Source organism: Variovorax sp. V213 (genome assembly GCF_041154455.1).
In the GTDB taxonomy this organism is placed as follows: Bacteria; Pseudomonadota; Gammaproteobacteria; order Burkholderiales; family Burkholderiaceae_C; genus Variovorax.
In genome coordinates this window covers 796,416-819,727 of sequence record NZ_AP028665.1, presented here as the reverse complement: position 1 = coordinate 819,727, position 23,312 = coordinate 796,416, and the positions used below count along the sequence as shown (strand labels likewise).

Sequence of the window (23,312 nt, the reverse complement as noted above, 5' to 3'; positions counted from 1 at the left end):
CCGCCTAGGACGTGAACGCCGTCGTCTTCGGCATGGCCCCGCGGTGAAGAGGCAACCAGAGCGTGAAGCGGGTTCCGGCGCTGCTCGACTCCCAGCTCACGGCGCCGCCGATGGCCGATGCACGCCGCTGCTGGTTGCGCAGCCCCCGGCCACTTCGACGCAGGGCCTCGTCCACGGCGAAGCCCGCCCCGTTGTCTTCGATCACCACGCGCACGCCCTGGCCATCCGTGGCGGTACTGAAGCAGATGCTGGTGGCCTGCGTATGGCGCAGCACGTTGGCCACGCATTCCTGCATGATGCGCAGGATGTGGAGCGCGCTGCTCGGGTCCAGCCACGGCAGCGCAGGCACCGACTGCACTTCCCAGCGCAGCGCGAGTCCGGCGCTCTCGATGCGCGGCGCCAGGCGAAAACGCAAGGTCGCCAGCAGCAGCAGCAGATCGGCGTCCACGCTTTCCATGGAGTCGATCGCCAGCTTCAGGTCGTCCATGCAGCCCTTGAGCACGCCCGAGATCTCGGCCTTGTTCATGGCGCCCTGCTCCACCGAACGGATGGCGCTGATCAGCGACGAACCCAGCCCGTCGTGCATGTCCTGCATCAGGCGCTTGCGCTCGGCACCGAGCATGTGCTCGTTCTCGATCGCGCGCATCCGCTGGTAGCTCTGCTCCAGCTCGGCTTCGCGCGCTTGCAGGCGCTGGGCCAGGCCCTTGTTCAGCCGGGCCACCTCGGCAAACGCGCCCGTGTACAGCTGGAACATGATGTACGAGAAGATGAAAAACAGGCCGATGATGGCGTAGGGCGAGGTGTACACGCTCTCCGGGCTGACCAGGTTGTTTTGCAGGAGCCCGTCGTACGAGGTGAAGGCGACCGCGAGCACTGCCCAGCCCGCCACCAGCCGCCCCTCGGGCAATCTGGCGCGCAGCGCCTTGCGCAAGTTCACCGCAAAGATCAGGACCGCCACCGGCAGCACCATCAGGTTGAGCAGCGGCGTGAACAGGTACAGGCTGGCGAACGACGCATGAGGCAGCGTCGCAATGCTGCTGACCGTCGCCAACGCCACCGACGAACGGGTCAGCCAGGCCGAGGGCTGCTGGTGCAGGCGCTGCAGGAACAGGTGGATGAGGATGATCAACCAGAGCAACGAGGCCACGGTGACCCACTCGAACCACTCATCGGTGATCGGGAGGTTCTCGCCGCTCACGTAGTAGTGAAGCGTGCGCAAGAAAGCCATCGTCGAGATCGCAAAGAACAACAGGTAGAGCGATTCGCGCCTTTTGCCCACCCACACCGCGAAGGCGAATGCACCCACCGCGAGGAACGCGGCACTGCCCATGAACGGCAACTGCACCTGCAGCAACTCGCGAGCCTGGTAGCGCCAGATCAGTGAGTCCTGGTCGCCGACCCACACCGTCGAGAATCCGCTCCCGCTGCTGCGCAGGCGGTCGACGCGAATCAGCACGGACGTCGGGGACAGCGCATGGGCCGCCGCATTGAGCGGCAGCAACAGCGGATGGTTGTAGCCGTTGTGCACGGGGCTGCCATGCGATTGATAGAGCAGGACGCCGTCGCCATACACCGCGATGTGGCCCAGGGTCTTCCAGCGCGGAAGGTAGAGAAAGCGCTGCCGCGTCGATGGCGCCAGCGGGGCCAGATCGATGCGGTACCAGTCGGTGATGGTCCGCTCGCCGGCCGCCGACGTGGGTACCAGTTCGCGGCCCGCCGTATGCGGAAGAGCGACCGCCTTCCACCCGTCACTCGGCAACCCGGCGTCGTCCGCACGCCGCGGAGGGGCGGAATAACCCGAACCTGGAACGGACAGCAATTCGGCCTGCGTGATGTGGAGAACGCCCTCGCGCTGCTGCACCTCCTGCGCGGCCGGTGGCTCATTCGCGTGCGCGCAGGGCAAGGCTGCCATCGGCAAGGCGAGCCACAGCTTTGCGATCCACCGGCCTGCCCAGCAACCACCGCCGCGGCCGGGCTTCATGAATGGCTTCTGCCTTCGAAGCCAGCATCGACCGCCACCATCGCGACACGAAGAGTGTGGTGGCCAAGGGCAATGGAAGACGCTTTCATCAGGTCACAATTATGTGCTCGGCCAAACCACGCGCCCATCGAACGGGCGGATCCGCTTCTGCCCCACGTCTGGTACAAAGCCGCATGAGCAGCGTCCCACTCGCGGCCTCCCTCGTCGATCTCTTGCTCGGGCTGGAACTCGGAGCTTCCGACAAGGCCGCTCGCGATCGCTGGTCACTCGAGGGCGTCACCTGGCAACCCGGACAAGACGGCGTGATCGAAGTCGGCGCCCGGCAGTTCGAGGCGAGCGCGCTCCGGCTTGCTTCCGGGGCACTGGTGCTGGAGATCGACCGCATCGCCGTGCGTGAGCTGGTGGCGCAGATGCGGATCGATGCCGGCGTGCCGCATCTGTCTGCCATCCAGGCGGGCGAAGCCGAGCTCTCGGGCGTGAAGCTGCATGGGCCGTTGACCGTGCCGCCGCAGATTCGCGGCGCATGGGACGCGATGCGCAGTGCGGGCGCGGCCGCACCCGGCACGCCGGCCGACGCGTGGAGCCTCGGCCCGCTCGGCGAGGCAGACGGCACGATCCGCGGAGAGATCACCGACGCGCACCTGCTGTTCGACGCCGAGGTCACGGTGCCGATACGGCAGGGACAGATCGACTTCAACGATGCGACGGTCGAGCATCTGGGACCGGATTCGCGCATGGGCGTGAGTCGCCTGGGCCTGTATGTCGATGCGCCGAATGGGCGCAGCTATCTTTATCAGTTCGCATCGGCACCGCTCTCAGGGGTGGAATTCGAACACCGCGGCGCCTTGCTGAGCCCGTGGGTCTCGGAACGCGGCAAGCTGTACCTGAAGGCTTTCGGCGAGACGATGCTGCGCCACAGCGGTGGTGGCCCGGGCCAGGGGGTGACGGAGCAGGCGCGCCTGTTGCTCGGCCGCACCGCGCTTTCCGGCGAGGTGCAACTCGGCGATGGACTCCTTGCCGTGCCGGGCCTGCAAGTGCGATTGGAGGGGCGCGGCGAAGGCCGCAATGCGGTGGGCATGCACTCCGACGCCCTCGGCCAGGGCCTGGCCGTCGAGATGGCTTCATTGTCGGCCGCCAATGCAGTGGCGGATTGGAGGGGCGCGCAGCTGGGCTGCGACAGGATCACGGCGCGGCTCAAGCTCCAGCTCGTTGTCGACGGGCCGCACATGCGCTTCATCCTCGATATCGGGAACTGCAAGGTGGCAGGGGCACGGGTCGATCTTCGTCCACACCGGGACGTGCCGGACGCGTAGCTGCGGCAGGCAACTCGGCCGCCTCGCAGGCATGTCGGCTGTGGGCACCTTCGAAGACAATCGGAAAAAGCCCAGTTCGAAAATCACAGCCACGACCATGCCCCGTCTCGACGACCCCCTCCACGACGCCGAAATCGGCTCCCGCGACAGCACGCTCGACACCACCCGGATCGACGACGTGCGCATCGGCGCCGTTCGGCCGCTCATCACGCCGGCCTTGCTGCAGGAACGCGTGCCCGTGCGCGACAACACGCTGGCGCTGGTCGAAGGCAGCCGCGCGGCCATCGCGGACGTGCTCCACGGTCGCGACGACCGGCTGGTCGTCGTGGTCGGCCCCTGCTCCATCCATGACCACGACCAGGCCATCGAATACGCACAGCGCCTGAAGACCGTCGCCGACTCCCTGCAGGACGACCTGCTGATCGTGATGCGGGCCTATTTCGAGAAGCCGCGCACCACCGTGGGCTGGAAGGGCTACATCAACGACCCGCACCTGGACGGCAGCTTCGCGATCAACGAAGGCCTGGAGCGCGCGCGGCGCCTGCTGCTCGAGCTGACCACCCTGGGCCTGCCGACGGGCACCGAGTTCCTCGACCTGCTGAGCCCGCAGTTCATTGCCGACCTGATCGCCTGGGGTGCCATCGGAGCGCGCACCACCGAAAGCCAAAGCCATCGGCAGCTGGCGTCGGGCCTGAGCTGCCCGGTCGGCTTCAAGAACGGCACGGACGGCAGCGTCAAGGTGGCGGCCGACGCCATCCTCGCGGCCCGCGCACCGCATGCCTTCATGGGCATGACCAAGATGGGCATGGCGGCGATCTTCGAGACGCGCGGCAACGACGACTGCCACGTGATCCTGCGCGGCGGCAAGGCGCCCAACTATTCGGCCGCCGATGTCGCGGCCAGCTGCGAGGCGCTGCTGGCGAACGGCCTGCGGCCCCAGGTCATGATCGACGTCTCGCACGGCAACAGCAGCAAGCAGCATCAGCGGCAGATCGTGGTCGCCGAAGACGTGGCGGCGCAGATCGCGGCCGGCGAGCGGCGCATCACGGGCATCATGATCGAGAGCCATCTCGAGGAAGGACGCCAGGACCTGAAGCCTGGCGTCGCGCTGAAGCACGGCGTCTCGATCACCGATGCCTGCATCGGCTTCGCTCAGACGGTGCCGGTGCTCGAGGGCCTGGCTTCGGCGGTCAAGGCGCGGCGGCGCTTGCCGTGAGCTGGCCAGGCGGGCGGACTGAACCTGCCGCGCCGCGCGGGCTGGCCGGCAGCCCTTCGCCAACGCGGCTGTCTTGCGCTACTCCTGCGGCTCCAGTGCCATAGGAGTCGCTCCAATGGCGCTTTTCTTTCGGGCCTGGAGCACGAAAGCGACCAACTGCCACACGACAAAGACACCGATCAGGCTGAGCAAGGTGCCGCTGATGGGCCGCGTCACGAAGGCGCCAAAGCTTCCGCGGCTCAGCAGCATCGCGCGGCGGAAGTTCTCCTCCAGCATCGGGCCCAGGATGAAGCCGAGCATGAGCGGCGCGGCGTCCAGTTCCAGGCGCATGAACATGTAGCCCATGAAGCCGAAGGCGGAGGTGATGAAGACGTCCTCCAGGTTGTTGTTCACGCTGTAGGTGCCGATGCAGCAGAAGAACAGGATCGACGGGAACAGCACGCTGTACGGAATCTTGAACACCGAGAGCCAGTAGCGCACCAGCGGCACGTTCAGCACCAGCAGGAACACGTTGCCGATCCACATGCTGGCCACCAGGCCCCAGAACAGCTCGGGGTGGGCGCCGATCATGTTCGGCCCCGGCTGGATGCCCTTGATGATGAAGGCCGCCAGCATCAGCGCCATCACGGCGTTCTCGGGGATGCCGATGCTCATCAGCGGAATGAAGCTGGTGCGCGCCGCCGCTTCGTCGGCCGCGGCCTGGCCGGCCACGCCCTCGATGCAGCCGGAGCCGATCTCGTGCTTGTACTTGCTGACCTTCTTGTCGAGCGCGTAGGCAGCGAACTGCGCGATGGTGGGGCCGCCGCCGGGCAGGATGCCCAGCAGCGAGCCGACCACGCTGCCGCGCAGCGCGCTGGGGATGATCCGCTTGAACTCCGCCCAGGTGGGGATGAGGTTGATCTTGCCGTTGAAGGGCGAGCGCTCCTCGCGGGAATCGAGGTTCTTGGTGATCTCGGCGATGCCGAAGCAGCCCAGCGCGATGCTCACGATGCCCACGCCGTCGGTCAGGAAGGGCATGTCCAGCGTGAAGCGCGCCATGCCGCTGTTCACGTCGGTGCCGATCGTTCCCAGCAGCACGCCGATCATGCACATCGCCAGGCCGTTCAGCAGGCTGCCGGTCGTGACGAAGCTCACGCACACGAAGCCCACCAGCATCATCGCGACATAGTCGGCGGGGCCGAACAGGAAGGCGACCTCACCCAGCATGGGCGCGAAGAACGACAGCACCAGGATGGCCACCGTGCCGCCGATGAAGCTGGAGAACCCCGCCGTGAAGAGCGCCAGGCCGGTCTTGCCCTTCAGCGTCATCGCGTACCCGTCGATACAGGCCACGATGCTGCTCGCATGCGGGATCTTCATGGTGATGGCGCTCACGCTGTCGCCGTATTGGGCGCCGTAGTAGATGCCGGCCAGCATGATGAGCGCACCGGTCGTGGGAATGGAATAGGTCAGCGGCAGCAGCAGGCTGATGGTCGCCAGCGGCCCCAGGCCGGGCAACAGGCCCACCAGTGTTCCCACGGTGCAGCCGATGGCGCAGAACATCAGGTTCTGCCACGTCAGGGCGTGCGAAAAGCCAAACGCCAGATTGTTCAGGACTTCCATGATCGTGGCCTCAGAAAAGCGGCAGGTTCAGGCCGAGGAGTTTCTGGAGCGCGAACGCCATGGCGATCAGGCCGGCCGAAATCTTGACGTTGCGCACCCACGAGTTCGAACTCCCGGCGAAGGCCGAGCAGAACACCATGAAGACGATGCCCGCGACCATGTTCAGGTACATCGAGATCCATGCGAAGCCGCAAAGACTTCCAAGGATGAGTGCGATGTTCTTGAAGTGGAGGTCCAGCCGCACCGGCTCGACGAAGAACGATCGGACCACCGTCGAGGCGCCGATCAGCAGCAGCAGGCTGCTCACCATCACGGGGAAAAGACCTGGCCCGGCGCGGCTCAGATCTCCGATGGGGTAGCGAAGCGCCGTAAGGCCGAAGGCCAATGCGATTGCCATGAGGAAGAGTCCTCTGACAAGATTTCTGTTTCTCATACGTTCCCGATCAGTGGGTTTGTTGAACGCAACCGGCGCGGGTGAAACCGGCCGGGCTTGTCTCCATCCGGGTGGCACTCCGGACGATCGAATGCTCTTTCGCCGAGCTGATCGCAATCTGACCCCGAGGCGAGGGGAACTACGTATTCTTCGCTTGGAAGGACTCCTTGATCGCACAGGTCGTGCGCAGTGTGCGGCGAGGCCGCGAGAGGAACTCGACCTGCCACTGCGCGATACGCCTCTCCCTCACGTGCCGGTACGCGCGGCGCGGGGAGAGGGCTCGTTCATGTACTCCCCTGCACGCAGCGCCACGTTCGTCGTTCACTCGCTCGTGATGTTCGCGTCCTTCACGATGCGCGCATAGCCGGCCAGCTCGCGGGTGATGAATGTGCCAAAGCTGTCGCCCAACAGGGTCTGCGCCTCGAAGTTCTGCGGGGCCAGGCGATCGGTCACCGTCTTGGATGCCATCGCTTTCTGGGCCAGCACTTCGAGTTTCCGGGCGATCGGATCGGGCAGGCCTTGAGGCGCCCACAAGCCGTACCAGGTCACCATCTCGAAGCCGGGATAGCCTGACTCGGCGACAGTCGGCACGTTGGGCATGCTCGCAACGCGATGATGGGTGGTGACGGCCAGTGCCTTCAGCTTGCCTGCCGCAATGTGCGGCGCAGAAGACGGGATGGCATCGATCATGCCGCTGATCTGTCCGCCGAGGGCGTCGTTGAGGGCGCCCGCCGTACCGCGGTACACGATGATGGGGATGTCGAGCTTGCTCTCCTTCTTGATCGCTTCCTCGGCCAGATGCATGGGAGAGCCGATGGCGGAGGTACCCAGCGCGTACTTCTTCGGATCGGCACGCGCCGCATCGGCAAATTCCTTCAGATTCCGGGCGTTGATGGAGGGATGGATCGTCAGCACCATCGGCACCGACCCCAGCATGGCAATGGGGCGAAAGTCGCGCACCGGGTCGTAGCCGGCCTTGCGGCTGATCAGCGGGTTGGCAAGCAGCGTGGGCGACTGCACCAGCAGCGTGTAGCCGTCCGGAGCCGACCTGGCGACGGCCTCGCTGCCGATGGCACCGCTTGCGCCGGAACGGTTGTCCACGATGAACTGCGTTCCGGTCTGCTCGGTCAGGCTTTGCGCCAGCACGCGCGCCACAAGGTCGACGGTGCCGCCGGGTTGATAGGGAACGATGATGCGAACCGGCTTCTCAGGATAGTTCTGGGCATGGCCGGCGAGCGAAGTGCCCAGCATGGCGAGGCCAAGCGCCAAAGCGGCGATGGATTTCATTTTTTTGTCTCCGTAGGTATGAGGTGTGGCTAGCAGTCGCAGGGAAGCTTCAGCAAGCGCAAGGCGTTGCGGAAGTAAATGCCCTCCTGCTCCGATCCGGTCAGGCCAAGCTCGTCGATGGCTTTCGGGATGGTGCGCAAGAACATCGGCCCGCCCTCCGGATCGAAGGGGCAGTCGGTTGCGAACACGACCTGGCGCGCGCCGAAGAAATCAAGCCCGCAACGCAGGCCGCTGCGGCCTCCGGCCAGCGCCGTATCGGCATAGAAAAGTCGGAAATAGTCGATGGGGCGCTTGGCCATGCGCTTGAGCATCCCTTCGTAGTCCTCATCGGAGGTGCGGCTGCCGAACTGGTCCAGTCCGGGACCGACGCGGCCGTCGAAGAAGGGAATCATCGCGCCCATGTGATGGGTGATCACCTTCATTTCCGGCCAGCGGTCGAAGAAGCCGGAGAACACCATGCGCGTCATCGCGGCGCTGGTCTCGTAGGGCCAGCCGAAGGTCCACCAGATCTCGTACTTCGATTTGCTCTCGCTTGCGTAGTCCGGCATGTGGGCGCCGCGCGCCGGATGCATCCATATCGGCACGTCGTAGCGGTTGACCGCCGCTTCGAAGATCGGGAGGAACTCCTCGTCGTCCAGCGGCCGGCCGTTGACGTTGGTAAACACCTGGATGCCGCGTGCGCCGAGCACCGTGATCGCGCGCTCCATCTCTTCGAGCGCTGCCGGCACGTTGTTCATCGGCAGCGATGCGACGAAGGCCGGAAACTGGTCCGGATGTGCATCGCGGATCTCTGCCATGCCGTCGTTGGCAAGCCGCGCCAGTTCCGGAGATTCCTCCGGTCCCGCGATCATCTCGATGGGAGGATTCGAGAGGGTCAGCACCTGCTGGTAGCCGGGGAAACCCTCCATCATCTTGAGCCTCGCCTCGAGGTCGTAGAGCACCGGAATGGTCAGCCATCGCTTGATGGCCCCCTTGTCCTTGGCCATGGCGGCCATCCTGTCGAAGTAGGCACGGGGAAAGATGTGTGCGTAGCTGTCTATTTTTTTCACATGGGTTCCAGTCAGATACCGTGAAGGCCCGAGAAAGCGCAGCACGGCGCAATTCACGTTTAGTGAATTATGAGGCGGAAAAATGGGACCTGCAAGGTCCCTGAACGAGGCCGCTCCTTACCGGAGCACGTAAGCGGTGACGACGTCGATGATGTGCAGCATTCGTTGAGTCAGCATCTTCTGGCTGCCGAGTTCGCAGCTGAAGCCGACGGAGAGCGTGTGGATGTTCGACAGGTAGAAGTAAGCACAGCCCGCGATCGTGATGTACAGCTGCATGGGGTCGATGCCGGCACGGAACACGCCTTCCTTCTGCCCGCGCTCGACGATGTCCGACAGCGTCTGCAGCAGGGGCGAGTTCAGTGCCCGGATGCGCGGCGAGGCGGCCAGGTGCCTGGCCTTGTGCAGGTTCTCGCTGTTGAGGAAGATGATGAACTCGGGGTGCGCGATGTAGTAGTCCCAGGTGAACTCGACGAGCCGGCGCAGCGCGGCCAGGGGCGCCATGCCCTTGAGATCGAGGTACAGCTGCGCATCGCGGATCTCCTCGTACACGCTCTCGAGCACGGCCGAGAACAACCCGTCCTTGTCCTGGAAGTAGTAGTACACCAGCCGCTTGTGCACACCGGCTTCGACCGCGATCCGCTCGAGCCGCGCACCGCCCAGGCCGTGGACGGAGAACTCCTTTCTCGCGGCTTCCAGGATGGCCTTGCGTGAACGATCCGCATCGCGCGTCTTCGCTTCTGCCGTGCTCGCTGTCTTCATGGGCAATTCTTCAATGGGCTCACCACGGGTGAGTTGCTAGGGTTAGTGCGTAGCAAGTATGGCTGACACGCGGGCTATTTCGCTCCACAATTCACTAATAGTGAACTAAAGGCGCGCCCGGCCGATCAGGTGGCATCCGCCTGGCCCGCGCCCACCGCATTCCCGCACCAACCATCGAGGAGACTTCATGAAGAGAACCATCGCGGCAGCCACTGCGCTGTGCTGCGCCGGCGCAGCCGGCGCGCAATCGTCCGTCACCTTGTTCGGTGCGGTAGATGCGGCGGTCAGCCACTACGGCACGACCAGTTCCTTCTACAACAACACCAGCCGCTCGCTGGTGCCAACCGGAGACATCAGGCGCAGCCAGACCGTGCTGTCCAACAGCGGCACCACGCCCAGCCGGCTGGGCTTGCGCGGCACGGAGGATCTGGGTGGTGGCCTGGCGGCCAGCTTCTGGATGGAAGCCGGCCTGGCCAATGACTCGGGCACGGGCGCCGGAACGGGCGGAGTCATCGTCTTCAACCGGCGCTCCACCGTGAGTCTTTCCGGCGCCTTCGGTGAAGTCCGCCTGGGCCGGGACTACACCCCGACCTACTGGAACGATGCCGTCTTCAGCCCTTTCAGCACGCTGGGCGTGGGCACCAACGTGGTGTCGAGCGTCGGCAGCAACCTGCAGCTCGCGAAAGGGCCCGGCTCCGCGCTGTCGGCGACGGACAACTACATGCGCACCAGCAACAGCATCGGCTACTTGCTGCCGCCGGGGCTGGGCGGCTTTTATGGCCAGGTCCAGTACGCGCTGCACGAGAACGCGAGCCAGAGCAATGTGCCGGGCACGCCGAGCGCGAAGGGTCGCTTCGCCGGCGGGCGGCTGGGATATGCCGCAGGGGCCTTGGACGTGGCGCTGGCCTATGGTGAAAGCACGGCCGCGGATGCGATGGCGCTGAACGCCGCAGGGTGGGCGACCGGAGCCCGGCTGCGCGAGAAGATCAAGACGCTCAACCTCGGTGCCTCCTACAACTTCGGCGCCTTCAAGCTCTTCGGGGAGCTGTCCCAGGTGCGCGATGTCTCCATCTCGACGGTGGCCGTGCCTGTCGTGGGCTTGCTCGCCACGCGCGAGGCCGACAGGTACGAGGGCGGGCTGCTTGGCGTATCGGTGCCCGTTGGCGCCGGCCTGATCAAGGGCTCTTACTCGTGGGTGAAGTTCGACAACGACCTGGGTGCGGCTTCAGCCCCCTTCATGCCCGAACGCGATGCGTCGGTGCGCAAGCTCGCCATCGGCTACGAGTACAACCTTTCGAAGCGCACCGCCCTGTATGCCACCGTGGCGCGCATCCGGATCAAGGACGGACAGAACAATCCGGCCATCATGGGCGCCGTGACCGGCGGTATGGGAGGCTACCTTTCCACCGGTGCCGGTGTATCGGGCTATGCGCCCCGCACAGCGACGGGCTACGACGTGGGCATGAGGCACACCTTCTAGCGATCCGGGGGGCGGCACTTCAGAACAGAATCACCCATTCGCCGCGAATGTACCGGTACTGGTAGCTGGGCCCTGAAAAGGTGGTGCTGCGACTGTAGCCGGCACCCAATCGAAACACCTGCGAACCTCTGACGGGACTTTGCAGACTGAAGTCCAGCAATTTCGTTGGCTGGCTCAGATCGTGATTGATGGTCTCATTGCCGAGCCCCGCCGTCACAGCGGCGGTCCATCCCTGGAAACGGTGCCGCCAGCTGACCGCCAGCATCGACTCGGCGTAGCTCTTCGGATTGAAATAGGCTCGGTCGACGTCCTCGTGGGTACTTCGGTACGTTCGATAGCGAGCTTGAAGGGTCAGCCCCAGATCGAGCGACGGCTGATAGATCAGCCGCAGGCGGCCGTGGTCGCGTCGATTGCCATCGGAGAAATACTGCTGCGCCAGCAGGCCCACCAGGGTCACGTGGCTCCCGAGCCCCTGATCCACGGCGACCCCGACGAAGGAAAAGTCGATTCCGCGGTCCAGCGATTTCGGGGTTTCGACCCAGTCGCGCGTCAGAAGAAACTCCACCGCCGTACTCTTCGTCGGGGACAGACGGTAGCTGCCGTCGAGCGTCAGCAGCGTATGCCCCCCCTGCTGGAACAAGCCAGCCTCCATCGCTGCTCCGTCGCCCGTCCTGGTTTCGATCGAGCGAGCGAGAAACGAGACCTTCTGCCCATTTCTTCGCCAGTTGTCCTGCTTGTATTGGTAATCCCCCAGCCGGAACCCCAGGAAGCGATCGGCGTTTTCGAAAGCGGGAAAAAACTCCACGGATACCCGCCGCGATTGAAAATGATCGCTGTCGTTGGTCACATAAAATTCCGTGCCAAAAGCCATGCCGGCTGTTTTTTCCTTGTCTTTTATTTCTTCCGCCCGGCAGGGAGCAGTCGTCAGCACCATGAATCCCAAAGGAACAGCAACAAGGGATCTCAATACCCGGGTCATTTTGTGCCCCAGGCTTTAGGCTTTTTCAACAGCTCGTCCAGGTAGCCGAGAATGCTGGCCGGCTGCAGAATCAGGCTGTACAGCAGCACATAGACGAAGAATCCCTGAACATTTTTTCGCACGACCAAGCCTGTTTTCTTGAACATCCGGCGTTCGATGGAAAACATCAGAAGACTCAATGCAAAAGCGGCTGGCAGCAGTGCGAGCGTCATGAGGCCGACGATCCAGTAATAACCGAAGAGCGCCAATATGATCCCGGGTATGAATCCGAAGGTGAACGCCAGATCCAGCCATGGAAACAGCAGATTCCAATAAACAAAAAATGTGGACAGCCGGGATTTGAGCAGGATCCCCGGGTGTTTGATAAACGCTTCCGTCATGCCACGCGCCCATCGCTGGCGCTGCTTGACCAGCTGGCTGAGGGTGCTGGGCACGTTGGTAAACAGGCATGCGTCCTCGCAATGGCCGATCCGGTAGCCGGCCTTCAGCAGAGCCCACGTGAGCACGATGTCTTCCCCCACGCACTCGGGCCATCCGCCCACCTCGATCAGCGCGGCCCGGTCATACACGGAAAAGGCACCTTGCGCGACCAAGGTGCCCTGGAACAGCGACTGCACCCGCTTGATTGCAGAAATACCGTGGAAGTAGTCCCATTCCTGGCAACGGGTGATCCAGTTTTGCCGCGAGTTTCGGACCAGGATCTTTCCTGCGACAGCGCGTGTATTCGGTGGATCAGCCCGATATCGCTCGATGATATTGGTCAGCGCCCCTCGATACAGAAACGAGTCGCCATCCACCGTGATGACGAGGTCGTGAAGAACTTCCTTGAGCCCGATGTTCAGCGCACGAGCCTTGCCTCCGTTCTTTTTCAGATCGACGAAGGTCAGCCATGGATACTGATCTTGCGCACGCTGCACAACCAGTGAAGTGTTGTCGGTGGATCCGTCGTTGATCACGACGACCTGCAATTCGCCGGGGTATCTCTGGTGGCCGATGCTGGCCAGCGTTTCCCCGATCGAGGCTTCCTCGTTGTACGCGGCAACCAAAATGGAGATCGGGGGGTAGACGGCCAAAGCGCTATGCGGCGGCCTCCTGTCCAGGATCAGGCTTATGGCGAGAAATGCATTCATGAAGCCCGGAATGATGGCAATGCCATACACCAGGAAAATCGCCACGACGGGACCGACATGACGCTGAAGATCGGCGAACCAAGGCCCCGCCGCCCATATTGAAAATCCCATCCAGGCGCTGGCGCCCATCAAGGCGATAAGGAATTTAGCCGACACCGACAGGTAAAACATTGGCTGCGTCGCTTTGGGGCCGTCTTCGTTCATGTCACGCCTCGTAGTCCTAAAAATGTAACGCGCAGGGAACCCAGCGAACAGGCTGTTTACACCGTTCGACGTGTGTTAACAACTGTGAAATCGAGAAGCCTTGCGTCGCCCGGCCCGCTTCCTGCTATCCGGTGAGTTCCTCATCGCCCGCAGAGATCGATCGCCATGCCTTATTTCCGACCCACCCGCCGCACCGCGCTGCACCTCCTGGCCGCCGGGGTCGCCTCGGCCGCGCTTCCCGCGTTCGCGCAGTGGCCCGACAAGGCGATCAAGATCATCGTGACCTTTCCACCAGGCGGCTCCAGCGACGTACTGGCACGCGTGATGGCGGAGCAGTTGTCGAAGAAGCTCGGGCAGCCGGTGGTCGTGGACAACAAGCCCGGTGCAGGCGGCACGATCGGCGGCGCGCAGGTGGCCTCGGCTCCGCCCGACGGCTACACGCTGATGCTCTCCAACACCACGCCGATCGCGCTCGGTCCGTTCACGCTCGACAAGCAGCCCTACGATCCGGTGGCGGGCTTCAGCCACATCGCGCATCTGGGTGCCGCGCCGCTGGCCATCATGGCCAGCAAGCCGTCCGGCATCAGGAGCTACGCCGAGTTCGAGGCAACCGCGCGCAAGGACGGCCGCATGGACTTCGGCTCCGGGGGCCCCGGTTCGATCGGGCACATCCACGGCGAGCTGCTCAAGAAAGTCACGGGACTCAACATGGTGCACGTGCCCTATCGCGGCGGCGCGCCGATGACCACCGACCTGATCGCCAACACCATCCCGCTGGGCATCGACGTCATCACTTCCTATGTGCCCTTCTTCAAGAGCGGACAGCTCGTGCCCCTGGCCGTGACGGGCCCGCAGCGTTCGCCATTGATGCCTGAAGTGCCCACCATCGTCGAGCTCCAGCAGCCCAGGCTGGTGCTCGAGAACTTCTTCGGCCTGTCCGGCCCGGCCAAGCTGCCGGCAGACGTGGTGACGCGGCTCAACACGGCCTGCAACGAGGTGCTGGCAATGCCCGAGATCCAGAAGAAGCTCACCGAACTGGGGATCGTGGCAAAGCCGGAAACAGCCGCCACGTTCAGCGCTTTCGTGAAGGAGCAGGTGAACGTGCTGGGCCCGATGGTCCAGGGCGCAGGAATCAGGCTCTAGGCTCGCTCACCGAGCTGCTCTCGTGCCGCGCGGGCGGACCGCGCCACGACGACGCAACCTGCGCCGGTGCCACGCCATCAAGCTGGTTGCCACGCTGATGGCAAACAGCCCGGCAACCTGTTGTATGAGCTTCGCAGTGGCCACCCTCGTGCGTTCCTCGAGCACCCGCCGGGTGTCCTCGATCTTCTCGAATGCTTCGAGGTTTGGCGTTTCGTGCTGCCGCACCGCGGCGCTTTCGGTGCCCTGCCTGGCTTGCTGCGCCGCGAGTTCCGTCGCGGCCTGTGCCTTGCTCGCAGCGACCGAGCCATGGGCGTTGGCATAGACCTTGGTGAATTCCGCGCCGAGCAGGAAGACCTGCGCCGCGTAGTACACCCATGCCAGCAGCACCACCAGCGATCCCGCCGCGGCAAACGATTCGGTGACGCTGCTCTTGCCGAGATAGAGGCCGATCAGCACCTTGCCGACCTCGAAGAGCACGGCGGTTACTGCCGCGCCTATCCACACGTCGGGCCATGCGATCGGCGCGCTCGGCATGAGCTTGTAGATCATCGCGAACAGCAGCGTCAGAATGCCCAGCGTCACGAGCGCGTTGAGGGACTGAAGCAGCAGCTCCCACCCCGGAAAAAACCCGACGCTCCAGCTCCCCAGTGCCGCGAGCACGGCACTGACGACGAGCGACACCATCAGCAGGAAAGCGAGCCCCAGGATCAACCCGAACGACAGCACCCGTGCACGCAGGATGCCCCACAGGCCGCTGGGCTTTGCGCGCTCGGGCACATGCCAGATGCGGTCCAGCGCGCTTTGCAGTTCGGCAAACACGGTGGTCGCACCGACGATCAGCACCACGATGCTGATGGCTCCGGCAATCAGCCCGCGCGACGGCTCGTTCGCGCTCTTGACCAGCGCTTGCACCGCCAGCGCCCCTTCCTGCCCGACCAAGCCCGTCAGCTGCGCGGCGATCTGGCCTTGCACCGCTTCCGCTCCGAAGAGCGCGCCCGCCACCGCGATCACGATCACCAGCAGCGGCGCCAGCGAGAACATCGTGTAGTACGAGATCGCCGCTCCCATGCTCGGCGCGAAATCGTCCACCCAGGCCATGGCGGCCTCCTTGCACAGGCGCAGCAGATGCTTGAGCTTGTTCATGCCAGAACGAAGCTCGCTCTTTCACGCAAGGCCTGTTGTAGGTAGACACCGCTTCAGCGTGCAAGGCCTGCGCCGTCGGCATGCGGCTGCATCCATCGCCCGGCATGGTCGCGCAGCGATTCGATCTGCACCCGGACCATGGCGAGCTCGGCACGAAAAAGCCGGGCCACGTGATTGGCGGCCTGGTCGCCATCGACCTCCACCATTGCCGCGGGATCGATCGACTTCCGGGTTGCTTCGCCGCCATCCGGCGACGCGCCTTCCATGTACGCGGCCAACGCATCCAGCGCGGTTGCCGCGCCTCAGCCTCGGCATGCAGGGCGGCGAACTGTTGCGGTGCGTTCAGCGCTACGCGATGCGCGCCAAGCGCGGACAAGTAGCTCAGAAGCGCGTGCGACTGGATCAGGAACCGCAACGCGACGCCCGCGCGCGGCCGCACGAGGCCCGGTTCCCGATACATCTCGAACACGGCGGTGGACAGCGTGGCGTCGGCGTTGTGGGCATTGCGCCTCGCGAGCCGGTAGGCCAGGTCGTCGCGCGCGCCCGAGCGGTATTGGCCCACGATCTGCCGCAGGTAATGCGCGTGGTTGCGCAGCGCCGTCGCAGCCAGATCGCCGAAGCGCCGCGACTGCCAATGGGGCGGGACCAGGACCATCGCGAGCGCTGCAATCACGCTGCCGATGGCGGTGTCGACCAGCCGAGGCACGATCAGCACGTCGCCATCGCCCACCTGGTTGGAGCACATCAGCACCAGTACCGTGACCGCGGCCGTGGCGAGCAGGTAGCGCGTGGCACGCGTGGCGAAGAAGAAGACACCCGCGGCCACGGCCACCAGCGACTGCAACCAGGGCTGGGGAAAGAGCGCCAGCAAGGCCCACCCGGCCACCACGCCGACCGCCGTGCCCGCGATGCGCTGGCTCATGCGCGACACGGTATCGCCCCAGGCCTGCTGGCAGACGAACAACGTGGTCAGCAGGATCCAGTAGCCCCGCACCGGGCGGATCAGCAGCATCACGCCGTAGCCCGCCATGAGTGCGACGGCCAGGCGCAGCGCATGGCGAAACAGCGCCGACCGCGGCGTGAACTGGCGCCGCACGCGCTCCACCCGCTCGCGCCAGGAACGCGGCGAGCGGTCGAACAGCCCCATGTCGGCGCGCCCCGCCCGGGCCGACGGCTCGGTGGCGCCGGCGAGTTGCCCGTCGAGGCGCGCCAGGTTCCACGCCAGCGCCTCGACGGACGCGAGCAGTGCGAGCCGGCGCGGTTCGCGCACCTGCGTGCGCTCATGGTCGATGGCACTTTGCAGCTCCGCCAGCGCGCGACCCGTCGCTGGGCCGGCGACGAAAGGTTCGCGCCGCTCGATCGAATGCGCAAGCCGGCGGCAGGCGTCTCCCTGCAAGCTCAGCACGCGCTGGCAGCGGTAGAGCAGGTCGCTGTGGAAGAACGCATCGGCCAGTGCGTTGTAGTCCTCATGCGACGAGGTCGCGCGCTCGTGCACGTCCTGCGCGATCAGGTACAGGCCGCGGTAGCGCGCGATACGGCCCTTGGGTGCGCGCGCGCCGATGCGCCGGAAGATGCCCTCCTTGGCCGCGTTGAGTTCGCCCACCACGTCGGCGTTGAGCTGCGCAAGCGAAAGCCGCTTGCGCTCCACGTCGATGCCGCGCAGCGGCTCGAACAGCGATGCCTTGAAGCACACGTAGTCGCCGAGCACGCAGAACAGCTTCACCAGCCGCACCTGTACCGGCTGGGCTGGAAAGAACGCGCACCAGGCCACCGAGAACACGCCATACCAGGCGGCGCCCGCCAGCAGGAGCAGGACCTCACGCAGTCTTCCGGCTTCGCTTGCGGCCGCGTTGCCGTCGGCGCCCAGCGTGGCATAGATCGCGAGAATGAGCGTGGCATAGCCGATGGCCTTGTAGCGCGGCTCGATGGCGCCGAGCATCGTGAGCGAGAACGCGGCCAGCGCGAGCCCCGGGATGAAGAAGACCGGCTTGTCGATCCAGGACAGCACCGCGAAGGCGGCCATTGCGAAGCAGGCCAGCGTGACGAGCTGCGCGCGCAAGCGCCCTCGCGCGCTGTCGTCGGTCTCTGCCAATGCGCTCGCAATGGTGCCCAAGAAAAGCGGCGTGACGGCTTCGGCGTGCCCGCTCAGGCTGCCGATTGCCATCAGGCTGCCCAGCGTGAGCAACACCCGCAGCGGCTGGGCCTTCCCGGCCAGTTGGCGAAGGCGATCGCGGAAGGCATCCAGGGAAAGTGAAAACATGGCCGTCTTTGTGCACGATGCGTGCCAACGCGCACCCTGCCCTGGCGCTCGCCGGCGCTGCTCAGCCTAGGCGGGCACGGGCCGCATCGATGCGCATACGCGGTTGCGGCCGCCCGCCTTCGCCGCATACAAGGCCTGGTCCGCGGCGCGGATCAATTCCTTCGGCTGCGCCGCTCCGGGCTCGGGCCTGAACGCATCCACGCCGGCGCTCAACGTCACGAAGCCGTCTTCGGTGCCGGCATGAACGATCTTCAGGTCGCGAACGGCACTGCGAATGCGTTCCGCCAGAATGACGGCGCCCGCCACGTCGGTGTTCGGCAGCAGCACCACCAGCTCCTCCCCGCCGTAGCGCGCCGCCAGGTCCCCCGGACGACGGCCTGCAACCTTGGCGATGGTGCGGCCGATCGTCTGCAGGCACTCGTCGCCGGCCGCGTGGCCGTAGATGTCGTTGTACTGCTTGAAGCAATCCACATCCATCATGATCAGCGCGAGCGTGCTCGCATCGCGCATCGCGCGGCCGAACTCGTTGTCGAGCGTCACGTCGAACTGCCTGCGGTTCGCGAGCCCGGTCAGCCCGTCTTCCATGGCAAGCGTATTGAGCGTCTTGTTCAGCGTCTCGAGCGCGTCGCGCGCCTGCCGCAGCTCGTCCTCGGTCTGGACCTGGAGCTCGAACTGCTTGACCAGCCGCCATCCGACAAAACCGACCCCCAGCGCGAGCAGCATGACACCGGCCGAATGCCAGAGCGTTTCGCGCCACCAGTCGGCCAGGATCTCGTCCTTGGACAGGGCGGCGGCCACGAACAGCGGATAGTTCTCGAGCCGCCGGAAGCTGTTGAAGCGCATGGTGCCGTCCTGCGACGACTTGATGTACGCGGAGCCGGCCGCACCCTGGTCGAGGTATGCGCGATAGAGCCCGGTCTCCCGCATGTCCCGTCCGACCATCTCGGGGCTGTAGGGCCGGCGGGTCATCATGGTTCCGTTGTCGAGCACCAGCGCCACGGCGCCCGCCTCGCCGATGTCCAGGCTGTCGTAGAACTTCATGAAGAAGTCGATGTCGATGGTCGCGAGCGCCACCCCCGCAAAGCTGCCGTCCGCACGATTGATGCGACGCGATACCGGCACCAGCAGCTCGCCGCTGGTCCGGCTCTTCACCGGGATGCCGATGTGCGGTCCGCGCTCCTCGTGCGTACGGTGGAAGATGAAGTATTCCCTGCCTGCATTGTTCAGGTTCTGCGGCGGTGTCCGGCGCGAATTGGCGACCCAGTTGCCGTCCTGGTCATAGATGTGCAAGCCGTCGAGCTGCGGAAATTCATCGACTTGGGCCGCAAGCACCTTGCGAAGCCGCTCCACGGCCGCCGGGCCGGTGCCGTCGTGTTCGACGCGCTCGACGATGCCGACCAACGCGGAGTCGGCCGCCTTGAGCGTGTCGTCCGCCTGCTGCGCCATGGCGCGCGCGAGGTTCGACGCCGCCACGTTCATCTGCCGCAATTGCACCGTGCGCGACTGCCAGCTGTTCCAGCAATCGATCGCCAGCAGGCTGAGGCAGACGATGGCCACGAAGGCCATCGTCCGAAAGGTGATGGAAGGTCGGCGAAACACGCTGCACTTTCAAGGGATGCCGTAACGGCCGCTCGCACTTTGACACATCTGTGCCCCGATCACCTCGAATCGGGCAAAGCAGGGCCGAAACCTGACCGGCAGGGCTTCAGGGTTTGCCCTATTTTTTAGTTATCACATAAAACTATATTGGTTATCCACGATAACTTTATAACCGCCGGGCCCGACCCGGCAAGGAGACACGGATGAACCGGATCAAGTTCTCTTCATGCCGCCCGACATGGGCCGCATTGGCCGCGGCCTCCCTGCTCGCCGCCTGCGGTGGCGGCGGCGGCGGCGGGGGCGCAGGTGGCTTTGGCTTCGTTCCAACCACGCTCTCCCCCGGTGGCTCCGGGTTGGCGGAGGCGCGCCCCGGCACGCTCCAGTCGTGCAGCGATCTCGCAAGCAAGGCGGCGTTCGGCAACACCGTCTACACCAGCGTCACTTCGGTGGCCGCGGGTACGCTCGTCGTCGCCGGCGTGAGCACGCCAGTGCCGGAGCACTGCCTGGTGCAGGGGCAGATGAACCAGCGCACCAGCAGCGTGGACGGCAAGACCTACGCCATCGGCTTCGAGATGCGCCTGCCGGTCAGCTGGAACGGCCGGTTCTTCTACCAGGCCAATGGCGGGCTCGACGGCAACGTGGTGCGCGCAACGGGCGGCATCGGCGGCGGCGCACCCACGAGCACGGCGCTGCACCGGGGCTTCGCGGTGATCAGTTCCGACGCGGGGCACTCGGGCGCGCAGATCCCGACCTTCGGCATCGACCCGCAGGCGCGCCTGGACTACGGCTACAACGCCGTGGCGCAACTGACGCCGATGGCCAAGAACCTGATCGCGAAGGCCTATGGGCGCGCGCCCGACCGCTCCTACTTCGGCGGCTGCTCGAACGGCGGCCGCCACGCGATGGTGGCCGCGGCGCGGTTCGCGAACCAGTACGACGGCATCCTGGCCGGCAACCCCGGATTCAACCTGCCGAAGGCCGCGGTGGCCCAGCTCTATGGCGTGCAGCAATATGCCAAGGTGACCACCGCCAACACGCCGGCCGGCAAGCCGGACCTGCAGACCGCCTTCACGCCGGCCGAGATGACCACGGTGGCCAACGCGGTGCTCGCGCGCTGCGACGCCCTGGACGGCGCGACCGACGGCATCGTGGCCGACGTGCAGAGCTGCAAGCAGGCCTTCGACCTGGCCAGCGCCGTGCCCACATGCGGCGCCACGCGCACCGGCAGCTGCCTCACGGCCACGCAGAAGACCGTGCTCGACAACATCTTCTCGGGCGCGCGCAACAGCGCGGGCACGGCGCTCTACAGCGGCTTTCCGTACGACGCCGGCATCAAGGGCGCTGACTGGCGCCAATGGGAATTTGCCAATTCGCAGAACCTGGACACGGCCGCCGTGGGCTTCGTCTTCAGCACGCCGCCGCTGGGCACGAGCCGCCCACCGGGCATCGACTTCGCACTGGGCTTCAACATGGACACCGATGCGCCGGGCATCTTCGCGAGCACGGCCCTCTATGCGGAGTCGGCGATGTCATTCATGACGCCGCCGAACCCCGCCAACCTCTCGGCGCTTCGCGAGCGCGGCAGCAAGCTCATCGTGTACCACGGCACCAGCGATGCGGTGTTCTCGTCGGACGACACGACGAGCTGGTACGAGCAGCTGCGCGCGGCCAACGGCGGCGATGCATCCGGCTTTGCTCGCTTCTTTCCGGTACCCGGCATGAACCATTGCGGCGGCGGTCCGGCCACCGACCAGTTCGACATGCTCGCGCCGCTCGTCGCGTGGGTGGAACAGGGCAAGGCGCCTGCGGCCGTCGTTGCCAATGCACGCGGGCCCGGCGCCAACGTGGTCAATGCCGAAGTGCCTGCCGACTGGTCGCCTGCCCGCACGCGGCCGCTGTGCCCGTACCCGCAGACGGCGGTCTACATGGGCGGCAGCCTCGAATCGGCCGCCAGCTTCGCCTGCCGATAGCCCGCCCTGCCCTGCGCCCGGCGCGATGCCTCAGGCGGGCTCCATGCCGTGGCGGCGCTTGGCCTCGGTGCTGTCCGCCGAGCGCATGAAATCGAGCAGCGCACGCACCGCCTCCGGCTTCGCGCCACCCATGCCGGGGGCGGCCGAGAAGACGGTGGTGATCTGAACCTCCGGAGGCAGCGGGCCGATCAGCTCGATGCCTTCGACGCCGATCAGCTCGCTCAGTTGTTGGAAGCCGAGCGCGGCATCGCCGCGCGCGAGCAGCGAGCCGACCGGCACACCGGGCGGCGCCTGCACCAGGCGGCTGCGGATCTCGGCGGCAATGCCCCAGCGCTCGAACAATGCCATCAGCGCAACGCCGCTCGGGCCGGTCGAGTAGGCAATGCGAGGTGCCGCCCGCACGGCGCTGCGCAGCGCCTCTTCCGTGGAAATGTCGGGACGCGGCGCACCCGCGCGCACCGCCGCCGCCACGCCCGAGCGCACCAGCTCGACCTTGCCGGCGGCGGCGAGCCGGCCCGCGGCCACCAGCTTGTCGATGGCGTCCGAGGCCAGCACCACCAGGTCGAACGATTCGCCCGCCGACACACGCCGGGCAGCCTCGACACCGCCGATGGCCAGGAAGGAAACCGGCACCCCCGTGCGCTGCGCATAGGCCGCCGCGAGTTCGTCCAGCAACCCGCGAGTCGCCATCGAGCAGAGGCCCTGGATCAGTGTCGTCATTCGTTGCCTCGCTCGCGTGGTCAATCAGGCTTGATGTTGGCTTCGCGGATCAGCTTGCCGTAGCGCACCGCATCGGTCTTGAGCAGCCCGTCGAACTGCGCCGCCGGTCCCGGCAGGGTGACGCCGCCCGCCGCGGCAAGCTGGTCGCGCACCTCGGGCGATTCGAGTGCCTTTTGCACCGCCTCGTGCAGCTTGGCGAGCACCGGCTGCGGAAGCTTTGCGGGCGCGACGAAGCCATACCAGACGCTCGATTCGAAACCGGGGTAACCCGACTCGGCCACCGTCGGCACGCCCGGCAGCACCGCGGCGCGCTCGCTGCTCATCACCGCGAGCACCTTCAGCTTGCCCGACTTCGCCAGCGGCAGCACCTCGAGGGCGTTGACGGCCACCACGTCCACATGCCCGCCGAGCACATCGGTGAGGGCCTGCGCGCCACCCTTGTAGGGCACATGGCGCAGCGAGAGACCGGCGGTGTGCTGGAACAGTTCCATCGCCAGATGCGGCGTGGAGCCGTTGCCCGGCGTGGCGACCGTGACGCCGCCCGGCCTGGCCTTGGCCGCGGCCACCAGTTCGGGCAGCGTCTTGAGGGCCGAGCCCTCGCGCACCGAGAACACCACCGGCACGCGGCCGACCGAGGCGACCGGCGTCAGGTCGCGCTCGAGGTCGTAGGGCGCGGGCTCGAAGAGCGAAGGGTTCACCGCCAAGGCGTTGGCCGCGAGCAGCAGCGTGTAGCCGTCGGGCGGGCTCGCGATGAGCGCCTTCACCGCGATGTTGGTTCCCGCGCCCGGCTTGTTCTCCACCACCACCGGCTGCCCGAGGATGGCCGACATGCGCTGGCCGACCGAGCGTGCGATGGCGTCGACCGCGCCGCCGGCGCTGTAGCCGACCAGCATCTTGATGGGCCTGGACGGATAGGCATCGGCAGCACCGGCCTTCAGGGAGGCGCCGAGCGCCAGCACCCCGGCCAGGGCCAGCACGTGGCGGCGAATGAAAGTTGTCATCATCGATTTTCAGGTTGCGGGGATTTCTGGTCCCCAGGTCTGC

Annotated in this window: 17 protein-coding genes and 1 pseudogene; 5 read left to right on the top strand and 13 right to left on the bottom strand. The window is 65.7% G+C overall.

Annotation, left to right across the window (positions count from 1 at the left end; all coding sequences use genetic code 11):
• Positions 1-4: 4 nt before the first annotated feature.
• On the bottom strand, positions 5-1,981 hold the full coding sequence (locus ACAM55_RS29085) for an ATP-binding protein (protein WP_369656728.1): 1,977 nt from the start codon (positions 1,979-1,981) through the stop codon (positions 5-7).
• A 173-nt stretch (positions 1,982-2,154) separates the two neighbouring features.
• Here ACAM55_RS29085 and ACAM55_RS29080 point away from each other — a divergent pair, with 173 nt between their 5' ends.
• Positions 2,155-3,294 (top strand): hypothetical protein, encoded by a 1,140-nt coding sequence (locus ACAM55_RS29080; protein WP_369656727.1) that lies wholly within the window; start codon positions 2,155-2,157, stop codon positions 3,292-3,294.
• 97 nt (positions 3,295-3,391) lie between these two features.
• Entirely contained in the window at positions 3,392-4,510 is a 1,119-nt protein-coding gene (locus tag ACAM55_RS29075; RefSeq protein WP_369656726.1) for a 3-deoxy-7-phosphoheptulonate synthase, read from the top strand.
• A gap of 78 nt (positions 4,511-4,588) precedes the next feature.
• On the opposite strand, the gene ACAM55_RS29070 is transcribed toward ACAM55_RS29075, so the two are convergent.
• The 5 genes from ACAM55_RS29070 to ACAM55_RS29050 all read right to left on the bottom strand — a co-directional run bounded on the left by ACAM55_RS29070 (position 4,589) and on the right by ACAM55_RS29050 (position 9,646).
• Positions 4,589-6,112, bottom strand: a complete 1,524-nt coding sequence (locus ACAM55_RS29070; RefSeq protein WP_369656725.1) for a tripartite tricarboxylate transporter permease — start codon at positions 6,110-6,112, stop codon at positions 4,589-4,591.
• A 10-nt stretch (positions 6,113-6,122) separates the two neighbouring features.
• The gene (locus ACAM55_RS29065) at positions 6,123-6,509 is read right to left on the bottom strand and encodes a tripartite tricarboxylate transporter TctB family protein (RefSeq protein ID WP_369656724.1); all 387 of its coding nucleotides are present in this window, start codon (positions 6,507-6,509) and stop codon (positions 6,123-6,125) included.
• Between the two features lie 357 nt (positions 6,510-6,866).
• The gene (locus ACAM55_RS29060; protein WP_369656723.1) at positions 6,867-7,832 is read right to left on the bottom strand and encodes a Bug family tripartite tricarboxylate transporter substrate binding protein; all 966 of its coding nucleotides are present in this window, start codon (positions 7,830-7,832) and stop codon (positions 6,867-6,869) included.
• Positions 7,833-7,861: 29 nt separating this feature from the next.
• Positions 7,862-8,881, bottom strand: coding sequence for an amidohydrolase family protein (locus tag ACAM55_RS29055; protein ID WP_369656722.1), 1,020 nt, complete (start codon positions 8,879-8,881; stop codon positions 7,862-7,864).
• Positions 8,882-8,998: 117 nt separating this feature from the next.
• Positions 8,999-9,646, bottom strand: coding sequence for a TetR family transcriptional regulator (locus ACAM55_RS29050; protein WP_369656721.1), 648 nt, complete (start codon positions 9,644-9,646; stop codon positions 8,999-9,001).
• A gap of 181 nt (positions 9,647-9,827) precedes the next feature.
• Between ACAM55_RS29050 and ACAM55_RS29045 the strand changes: the two genes are divergently transcribed.
• Positions 9,828-11,120 carry a porin gene (locus ACAM55_RS29045; RefSeq protein ID WP_369656720.1) on the top strand — a complete coding sequence of 431 codons (1,293 nt, stop codon included), beginning with the start codon at positions 9,828-9,830 and terminating at the stop codon, positions 11,118-11,120.
• Between the two features lie 19 nt (positions 11,121-11,139).
• Here ACAM55_RS29045 and ACAM55_RS29040 read toward each other — a convergent pair whose 3' ends face one another.
• Both ACAM55_RS29040 and ACAM55_RS29035 read right to left on the bottom strand, forming a co-directional pair.
• Entirely contained in the window at positions 11,140-12,099 is a 960-nt protein-coding gene (locus tag ACAM55_RS29040; protein ID WP_369656719.1) for a hypothetical protein, read from the bottom strand.
• On the bottom strand, positions 12,096-13,433 hold the full coding sequence (locus ACAM55_RS29035) for a glycosyltransferase family 2 protein (protein WP_369656718.1): 1,338 nt from the start codon (positions 13,431-13,433) through the stop codon (positions 12,096-12,098). Before ACAM55_RS29035 ends, ACAM55_RS29040 begins: the two co-directional genes overlap by 4 nt.
• A 165-nt stretch (positions 13,434-13,598) precedes the next feature.
• Here ACAM55_RS29035 and ACAM55_RS29030 point away from each other — a divergent pair, with 165 nt between their 5' ends.
• On the top strand, positions 13,599-14,576 hold the full coding sequence (locus ACAM55_RS29030; RefSeq protein ID WP_369656717.1) for a Bug family tripartite tricarboxylate transporter substrate binding protein: 978 nt from the start codon (positions 13,599-13,601) through the stop codon (positions 14,574-14,576).
• A gap of 6 nt (positions 14,577-14,582) precedes the next feature.
• On the opposite strand, the gene ACAM55_RS29025 is transcribed toward ACAM55_RS29030, so the two are convergent.
• The 3 genes and pseudogenes from ACAM55_RS29025 to ACAM55_RS29015 form a co-directional block, all read right to left on the bottom strand.
• Positions 14,583-15,719 carry a YihY/virulence factor BrkB family protein gene (locus tag ACAM55_RS29025; RefSeq protein ID WP_369656716.1) on the bottom strand — a complete coding sequence of 379 codons (1,137 nt, stop codon included), beginning with the start codon at positions 15,717-15,719 and terminating at the stop codon, positions 14,583-14,585.
• A gap of 88 nt (positions 15,720-15,807) precedes the next feature.
• Positions 15,808-17,883, bottom strand: a pseudogene (yccS, locus tag ACAM55_RS29020) (YccS family putative transporter); the annotation flags it as partial.
• Between the two features lie 162 nt (positions 17,884-18,045).
• Positions 18,046-19,578 (bottom strand): diguanylate cyclase, encoded by a 1,533-nt coding sequence (locus tag ACAM55_RS29015; protein ID WP_369656715.1) that lies wholly within the window; start codon positions 19,576-19,578, stop codon positions 18,046-18,048.
• Between the two features lie 203 nt (positions 19,579-19,781).
• Here ACAM55_RS29015 and ACAM55_RS29010 point away from each other — a divergent pair, with 203 nt between their 5' ends.
• Positions 19,782-21,548, top strand: a complete 1,767-nt coding sequence (locus ACAM55_RS29010; protein ID WP_369656714.1) for a tannase/feruloyl esterase family alpha/beta hydrolase — start codon at positions 19,782-19,784, stop codon at positions 21,546-21,548.
• Between the two features lie 30 nt (positions 21,549-21,578).
• Here the strand turns inward: ACAM55_RS29010 and ACAM55_RS29005 are convergent, their stop codons facing one another.
• Both ACAM55_RS29005 and ACAM55_RS29000 read right to left on the bottom strand, forming a co-directional pair.
• A complete protein-coding gene (locus ACAM55_RS29005) occupies positions 21,579-22,268 on the bottom strand; it encodes a substrate-binding domain-containing protein (RefSeq protein WP_369656713.1) in 690 nt (229 codons plus the stop codon).
• Between the two features lie 20 nt (positions 22,269-22,288).
• The gene (locus ACAM55_RS29000) at positions 22,289-23,269 is read right to left on the bottom strand and encodes a Bug family tripartite tricarboxylate transporter substrate binding protein (protein WP_369656712.1); all 981 of its coding nucleotides are present in this window, start codon (positions 23,267-23,269) and stop codon (positions 22,289-22,291) included.
• Positions 23,270-23,312: the final 43 nt, after the last annotated feature.

Excerpts from the sequence above, each read along its gene's own strand:
- ACAM55_RS29085 (WP_369656728.1), bottom strand. The coding sequence starts at position 1,981 with ATGAAGCCCGGCCGCGGCGGTGGTTGCTGGGCAGGCCGGTGGATCGCA.
- ACAM55_RS29080 (WP_369656727.1), top strand. The coding sequence starts at position 2,155 with ATGAGCAGCGTCCCACTCGCGGCCTCCCTCGTCGATCTCTTGCTCGGG.
- ACAM55_RS29075 (WP_369656726.1), top strand. The coding sequence starts at position 3,392 with ATGCCCCGTCTCGACGACCCCCTCCACGACGCCGAAATCGGCTCCCGC.
- ACAM55_RS29070 (WP_369656725.1), bottom strand. The coding sequence starts at position 6,112 with ATGGAAGTCCTGAACAATCTGGCGTTTGGCTTTTCGCACGCCCTGACG.
- ACAM55_RS29065 (WP_369656724.1), bottom strand. The coding sequence starts at position 6,509 with ATGGCAATCGCATTGGCCTTCGGCCTTACGGCGCTTCGCTACCCCATC.
- ACAM55_RS29060 (WP_369656723.1), bottom strand. The coding sequence starts at position 7,832 with ATGAAATCCATCGCCGCTTTGGCGCTTGGCCTCGCCATGCTGGGCACT.
- ACAM55_RS29045 (WP_369656720.1), top strand. The coding sequence starts at position 9,828 with ATGAAGAGAACCATCGCGGCAGCCACTGCGCTGTGCTGCGCCGGCGCA.
- ACAM55_RS29040 (WP_369656719.1), bottom strand. The coding sequence starts at position 12,099 with ATGACCCGGGTATTGAGATCCCTTGTTGCTGTTCCTTTGGGATTCATG.
- ACAM55_RS29035 (WP_369656718.1), bottom strand. The coding sequence starts at position 13,433 with ATGAACGAAGACGGCCCCAAAGCGACGCAGCCAATGTTTTACCTGTCG.
- ACAM55_RS29030 (WP_369656717.1), top strand. The coding sequence starts at position 13,599 with ATGCCTTATTTCCGACCCACCCGCCGCACCGCGCTGCACCTCCTGGCC.
- ACAM55_RS29025 (WP_369656716.1), bottom strand. The coding sequence starts at position 15,719 with ATGAACAAGCTCAAGCATCTGCTGCGCCTGTGCAAGGAGGCCGCCATG.
- ACAM55_RS29010 (WP_369656714.1), top strand. The coding sequence starts at position 19,782 with ATGAACCGGATCAAGTTCTCTTCATGCCGCCCGACATGGGCCGCATTG.
- ACAM55_RS29005 (WP_369656713.1), bottom strand. The coding sequence starts at position 22,268 with ATGACGACACTGATCCAGGGCCTCTGCTCGATGGCGACTCGCGGGTTG.
- ACAM55_RS29000 (WP_369656712.1), bottom strand. The coding sequence starts at position 23,269 with ATGACAACTTTCATTCGCCGCCACGTGCTGGCCCTGGCCGGGGTGCTG.